This window comes from Pseudomonas sp. MYb541 (genome assembly GCF_037479595.1).
In the GTDB taxonomy this organism is placed as follows: Bacteria; Pseudomonadota; Gammaproteobacteria; order Pseudomonadales; family Pseudomonadaceae; genus Aquipseudomonas; species Aquipseudomonas canadensis.
In genome coordinates this window covers 21,207-27,390 of record NZ_JBBGYS010000068.1, presented here as the reverse complement: position 1 = coordinate 27,390, position 6,184 = coordinate 21,207, and the positions used below count along the sequence as shown (strand labels likewise).

Below are 6,184 nucleotides of genomic sequence, written 5' to 3'. Positions count from 1 at the left end.
AGGTGATGCGTGACTTTCCTACCTATCGCCGGGCTTTACAGCAGTCCAACATCGGCAGATGATTTGCACCGCTCCATCCCACCTATCGAGAGCAACGACCATGAGCAAAAAGCCATCCAAGCATGGCCCCAACAAGGCCAAATCCATCATCGCCCAGCCACTGTTCCGCAGCCGTCAAGAACGCGCCGGCAAGGGCAAAGGCAGCTACCGCCGCGAAGCCTTCCAGTCTAATAGCTGGGAGGCTTCTTACTTTCTGGCTGCCTGAAGGCAAGCGCCCCTCCGACATGATAAGGTCTGCACCTGATTTGTAATCCCTGGACCTGTGCATGCCCTCTAGTCTTTCCCGTCGTTGGCACCTTCGCCAATTGATCGCTGCCTCCAGCCTCATTCTGCTCGTCGCCTGCGCGGAAAAACCCACTGCCGCCGACGCTCAACCCCTGCCCAAGCTCCAGACCGCCCCCGTGGTAGCGCCCGCTGTTGTGGCCCCGCTGGCGGTGGATAATCTGGACATCCAGCCGACCCAGACCTTTGCTGAATGGCAGGCTGGCTTCCGTGTGCAAGCCCTGCAGGCCGGCATCACTGCTGCCGTGTTCGACAACGCGTTCGCCAACGTCACCCCGGACATGGCGGTGATCCGCGCCGACCGCAGCCAGCCGGAATTTTCCCGCCCGGTGTGGGAATACCTCGACGGCGCCCTCTCGCCACTGCGCGTGCGTAACGGCCAGGCGCTGCTGATCAAGTACGCCGATACCCTGCAAAGCATCGAGCAACGTTATGGCGTAGACCGCCAGGCGCTGGTATCGGTATGGGGCATGGAGAGCAACTTCGGCCAGTTCCAGGGCAATAATTCGGTGATCCGCTCCCTGGCGACCCTCGCTTACGAAGGGCGTCGCCCGGCATTCGCCCAGGCGCAATTGCTGGCCGCGTTGCAGATCATCCAGCACGGCGATATCCAGGCCGACCAGATGAAAGGCTCCTGGGCCGGCGCCATGGGCCAGACCCAATTTATCCCGACCACCTACAACACCCACGCCGTGGATTTCGACGGCGACGGTCGCCGCGATATCTGGAACAGCCCGGCCGACGCCCTCGCCTCCACCGCGCACTACCTGCAGAGCTCCGGCTGGCAGAAAGGCCAGCCATGGGGCTTTGAGGTGAAACAACTGCCGGCGAACTTCGATTACGCGCTGGCCGACGGCGGCATCCGCAAAACCGTTGCCGAGTGGATGAAACTCGGTATCCAGCTGCCCTTTGGCGCGAGCATGCCGCCGAACGTCGACCAACTCTCCGCCGCCCTGCTGCTGCCCGCAGGTTATCGTGGCCCGGCGTTCCTGGTGCTGGATAACTTCCGTGCGATCCTCAAGTACAACAACTCGTCGTCCTACGCCTTGGCGGTCGGCCTGTTGTCGGAACGTTTCGGTGGTGGTGGTGTGATTCGTGGCGATTGGCCGAAGGATGAGCGGCCATTGAGCCGCTCGCAGCGTATCGACCTGCAGACGGCCTTGAGTGCCAATGGCTATGACGCGGGCAACCCGGATGGGATTATCGGCGCCAATACGCGCAAGGCGATTCGTGCGGCGCAGCAGGCGCTGGGCTGGCCGGCGGATGGCTATCCGACGGTGAAGTTGCTGGAGTCGCTGCAGAACCGGTAGATCGGCTTATGGCTGCTACCGCTTTCGCGAGCAAGCCCGCTCCCACATTTGACCGAGTACATCCATTTGGAATGCGGTTGAATGTGGGAGCGGGCTTGCTCGCGAAGGCGGATTAACGGGCGACAACAGGCTACGGCTTTAACACCACATCCTGCTCCAACACCAACCGCTGCTCCCCCGCATCCAACCGTACCAACGCACCCATCGGCAGCGTCAGGTTCGGATCGCAATGCCCACTGCGCCAGCCGGACAGCACCGGAATGCGCAACGGTTCGAAGGTCTGCTTGAGCAGGCGCTCCAGCGCGGCACTGTCCACACCCGCCACATCCCCGACCAGCACACCGGCCAACTGCGCCAACTTGCCCGCCAGGCGCAGGTGCGTCAGCAGTCGGTCAATGCGGTAGATCGGCTCGTTGACGTCTTCGATCAGCAGGATGATGCCTTCGGCGCCGATCTCAAAAGGCGTGCCCATGACTGCCGCGATCATCGACAGGTTGCCACCCAGCAGACGCCCGCAGGCGATACCAGATTCGATGGTGGTCAGCGGGTGGGCTGCGGGGTGCGCCAGTACGCTGCCAGCACCCAACTGGCCGCGAAGCATGCTGAACAATGAAGACTCGGTAGGTGGCTGCTTGTCACCCAACAGGTCGGCGTTGAGCATCGGACCGTGGAAGGTCACGAAACCGGCGTAGCGACTGATGGCCAGGTGCAACGCGGTGATGTCGCTGTAGCCTACGAACGGCTTGGGGTTGGCGCGCAGCAGTTCGAAGTCCAGGCTATCGAGCAGGCGTGGCGTGCCGTAGCCGCCGCGCAGGCAGAAGATGGCGTCGATGTCAGGGTTGGCAAAGGCGTTGTGCAGGTCGTTGAGGCGGGTTTTATCGCTGCCGGCGAGGTAGCCGTCGCGTTCATAGACGCCGGGGAAGATTCGCAGGTCGTAGCCGCGAGTGCGCATCCACTGGCCGGCTTTTTCGACGTCCAGGGTGGCGGGGCCGGCGGGGGCGATCAGGGCGATGGTGCCTTCGCTGCGAAGGGCAGGTACTGCAGCGGTCAGTTGAGTCATCCGTGGTTCTCATCAGTTGATGGGGCCGCTTCGCAGCCCAGCGCGGGGCAAGCCCGCTCACCATAGCAAGCCCCTCCCATATTGGGGCTGCGGCGCGACTTAAGAAACCAGGCTTGCCTTGACCAGCTTGGCCTGCTCGTCCGCGTGGTACGAGGAACGTACCAGCGGGCCCGACGCCACGTTCTTGAAGCCCATCTTGTAACCTTCCTCGGCGAACCAGGCGAAGGTGTCCGGGTGCACGAAACGCTGCACCGGCAAGTGGCTGCGGGACGGTTGCAGGTACTGGCCCAGGGTCAGCATGTCGATGTCGTGTTCGCGCATGCGCTTCATGACTTCGATGACTTCTTCGTCAGTCTCGCCCAGGCCCAGCATCAGGCCGGATTTGGTCGGGATGTGCGGCATCATCTGCTTGAATTTCTGCAGCAGGGTCAGCGACCACTGGTAGTCCGAACCCGGACGCGCAGCCTTGTACAGGCGCGGCACGGTTTCCAGGTTGTGGTTGAACACATCCGGCGGCTCGGCAGCGGTGATTTCCAGCGCCACGTCCATGCGGCCACGGTAGTCCGGGACCAGGGTTTCGAGCATCACGTTCGGCGACAGTTTGCGGATTTCGCGGATGCAGTCGGCAAAGTGCTGGGCACCGCCGTCGCGCAGGTCGTCACGGTCTACCGAGGTGATCACTACGTACTTGAGGCGCAGGTCGGCGATGGCGATGGCCAGGCTTTCCGGCTCGTTGACGTCCAATGGCTTCGGACGGCCGTGGCCGACGTCGCAGAACGGGCAACGACGGGTGCAGATGTCACCCATGATCATGAAGGTCGCGGTGCCGCCGGAGAAGCACTCGCCCAGGTTCGGACAGGACGCTTCTTCGCACACGCTGTGCAGCTTGTGTTTGCGCAGCAGGGCCTTGATACGGTCGACTTCCGGCGAAACCGGGATGCGCACGCGGATCCAGTCAGGTTTCTTCGGCAGTTCGGTGGTCGGAATGATCTTCACCGGGATGCGTGCAACCTTCTCGGCGCCGCGCAGCTTGACGCCGGCTTCCACCTTGGCACGCGGGGCCGGGGCCGGACGGTCGGTAACGTCCACCGTCGGGATCATGGTTTGCACTGCATCAGTAGTCATAATCAGTCGATTCCGCCCGTAAGGGTCGTCTGCTCAGCATAGTCGAGGTGTTTGACGAGCTGCGCACGCAGCCGGGCACTCACCTCGGCAAATTTAATCGGTGAAGCATGGTCACTCAGTTGCGTCATCGCCAACCCGGCATAGCCACACGGGTTGATCCGCCGGAACGGGGCCAGGTCCATGTCCACATTCAGGGCCAGGCCATGAAAGGAACAGCCGTGGCGAATCCGCAGCCCCAGGGAGGCGATTTTCGCGCCGTCGACATACACACCCGGTGCATCGGGCTTGGCCGCGGCGGTCACGCCGTAACTGGCCAAAAGCTCGATCAGGCATGTCTCCATGCGGCTGACCAGATCGCGTACGCCAAACCCCAGCTTGCGCACATCCAGCAACAGGTATGCGACAAGTTGACCCGGGCCATGGTAAGTCACTTGGCCACCTCGGTCGACCTGCACCACCGGAATATCCCCCGGCAGCAACAGATGCTCGGCCTTGCCGGCCTGGCCCTGGGTGAAGACCGGCGGGTGTTCCACCAGCCAGATTTCATCGGGGGCCGAGGTGCCGCGTTCATTGGTGAACCGCTGCATGGCGTGCCAGACGGGCTCGTAGTCCATCCGGCCGAGCTCGCGAAAGCCCAGGACCTGTGACATCACAGCACCATGTGCACGAAGCCGGTGGCCCGCAGTTCGCTGTTGATGTCGTAGAGCTGGTCTTGACCGGTCGCAACGATGTGCAACTGGATAGTCGTGTATTTACCGGTGGAGCTGGATCGCTCATCCACACGGTTGTCGTTGATCGTCGCGTGTTTACGCACGATGTCGAGAATCTGGTCTTTGCGGCCCACACCGGTGTCACTGATCACCTTGATAGGGTAATCCGTCACCGGGAATTCGATCTTTGGCGCCTTTACTTCTTTATCGGTCATGGCAGAACGGCCTCGTAAGCGGTAAGCCGTGGCGACGGCAAAGCCCCGCGTCGGATCAACGCGGGGCTTTGCAGGTGCACACAATCAGTTGAACAAGCCGTAGAAGAATAGACGGATGCTATCCCACACGCGGCGGAAGATACCACCTTCGTCGACGGCGTCCAGTGCGATCAGGTCGGCGCTATGCACCACCTTGTCGTCCAGTTTCACTTCAACCTTGCCGATCACGTCACCCTTGGCAATTGGCGCAACCAGTTGCGGGTTCATGGTCATGCTGGCAGCGAGCTTTTTCAGCTGGCCTTTAGGCATGGTCAGGGTCAGGTCTTCAGCCAGGCCGGCTTTGACTTGGGAGGTTGCGCCTTTCCACACCGGTGCGGTCGCCAGTTCAGCACCCTTCTGGTAGAAGGTCTGGGTTTCGAAGAAGCGGAAACCGTAGGTCAGCAGTTTTTGCGTTTCGGCCGCACGGGCCTGCTCGCTGTTGGTGCCGAAGACCACGGCGATCAGGCGTTGGCCATCACGTACGGCGGACGACACCATGCAGTAGCCGGCTTCGTCGGTGTGGCCGGTTTTCAGGCCATCGACGGTCTTGTCACGCCACAGCAACAGGTTGCGGTTAGGCTGCTTGATGTTGTTCCAGAAGAATTCTTTCTGGGAGTAGATCGCATAGTGCACCGGGTCGACACGGATGATCGCGCGCGCCAGGATCGCCATGTCGTGAGCCGACGAGTAGTGCTCTGGGTTCGGCAGACCGGTCGGGTTCATGAAGTGGCTGTTGGTCATGCCCAGGTCGGCCACGGTTTTGTTCATCATGTCGGCGAATGCGTCTTCGCTGCCGGCGATGTGCTCGGCCAGGGCGACGCTGGCGTCGTTACCCGACTGAATGATGATGCCGTGCAGCAGGTCGCTCACGGTGACTTGCGAGCCGACCTTGATGAACATCCGCGAACCGCCGGTGCGCCAGGCGTTTTCACTGACAGTAACCGGGTCGTTCTCGCCGATCTGGCCGCGACGGATTTCCAGGGTCGCGATGTAGGCAGTCATCAGTTTGGTCAGGCTGGCCGGCGGCAGGCGCTGGTCACCGTTGCTCTCGACCAGCACGTTGCCACTGGCGGCATCCATGAGGACCCAGGACTTGGCGGCCAGTTGCGGGGAAGCCGGCACCATTTCAACGGCCCAGGCGGCCGGGGTGATGATCAGCGAAAGAAGCAGGCACGTGCGTTTGGCTAAGGTGGTGATGTTCATCCGTCTCTCGAAATTGCTTATGGAAACTTGCCCTCGCGGGCAAAACTTATTCAGACAGCCCGTTGCCAGACTGTCGCGTGTTCGGTTGCCCGCTCACCCCTTGCCCCTGGGTTTTTATTGTCTAACGAGCCAACAACCAGGGTTCGAGCCCGCGCACGAGCCTGAACCATCAATTCTCTA

General features: G+C 61.7%; 7 protein-coding genes. 2 read left to right on the top strand and 5 right to left on the bottom strand.

From position 1 onward, the window contains the following. Positions 1-100: 100 nt before the first annotated feature. Both arfA and WH299_RS28530 read left to right on the top strand, forming a co-directional pair. On the top strand, positions 101-265 hold the full coding sequence (gene arfA, locus WH299_RS28535) for an alternative ribosome rescue factor ArfA (protein WP_003176285.1): 165 nt from the start codon (positions 101-103) through the stop codon (positions 263-265). A gap of 61 nt (positions 266-326) precedes the next feature. Beyond that, positions 327-1,652 carry a lytic murein transglycosylase gene (locus tag WH299_RS28530; RefSeq protein WP_028618069.1) on the top strand — a complete coding sequence of 442 codons (1,326 nt, stop codon included), beginning with the start codon at positions 327-329 and terminating at the stop codon, positions 1,650-1,652. Positions 1,653-1,782: 130 nt separating this feature from the next. Here WH299_RS28530 and WH299_RS28525 read toward each other — a convergent pair whose 3' ends face one another. The 5 genes from WH299_RS28525 to WH299_RS28505 all read right to left on the bottom strand — a co-directional run bounded on the left by WH299_RS28525 (position 1,783) and on the right by WH299_RS28505 (position 6,004). Beyond that, positions 1,783-2,703: a S66 peptidase family protein gene (locus tag WH299_RS28525; RefSeq protein ID WP_339551960.1), complete on the bottom strand. Its 921-nt coding sequence runs from the start codon at positions 2,701-2,703 to the stop codon at positions 1,783-1,785. 108 nt (positions 2,704-2,811) lie between these two features. Beyond that, positions 2,812-3,813, bottom strand: coding sequence for a lipoyl synthase (lipA, locus tag WH299_RS28520; protein WP_017735632.1), 1,002 nt, complete (start codon positions 3,811-3,813; stop codon positions 2,812-2,814). A gap of 26 nt (positions 3,814-3,839) precedes the next feature. Beyond that, entirely contained in the window at positions 3,840-4,487 is a 648-nt protein-coding gene (lipB, locus tag WH299_RS28515; protein WP_028618071.1) for a lipoyl(octanoyl) transferase LipB, read from the bottom strand. Next, positions 4,487-4,762 (bottom strand): DUF493 domain-containing protein, encoded by a 276-nt coding sequence (locus tag WH299_RS28510; protein WP_017528936.1) that lies wholly within the window; start codon positions 4,760-4,762, stop codon positions 4,487-4,489. The genes lipB and WH299_RS28510 overlap by 1 nt, the downstream gene beginning before the upstream one ends. A gap of 84 nt (positions 4,763-4,846) precedes the next feature. Next, the gene (locus tag WH299_RS28505) at positions 4,847-6,004 is read right to left on the bottom strand and encodes a D-alanyl-D-alanine carboxypeptidase family protein (RefSeq protein ID WP_027605239.1); all 1,158 of its coding nucleotides are present in this window, start codon (positions 6,002-6,004) and stop codon (positions 4,847-4,849) included. Positions 6,005-6,184 lie beyond the last annotated feature (180 nt).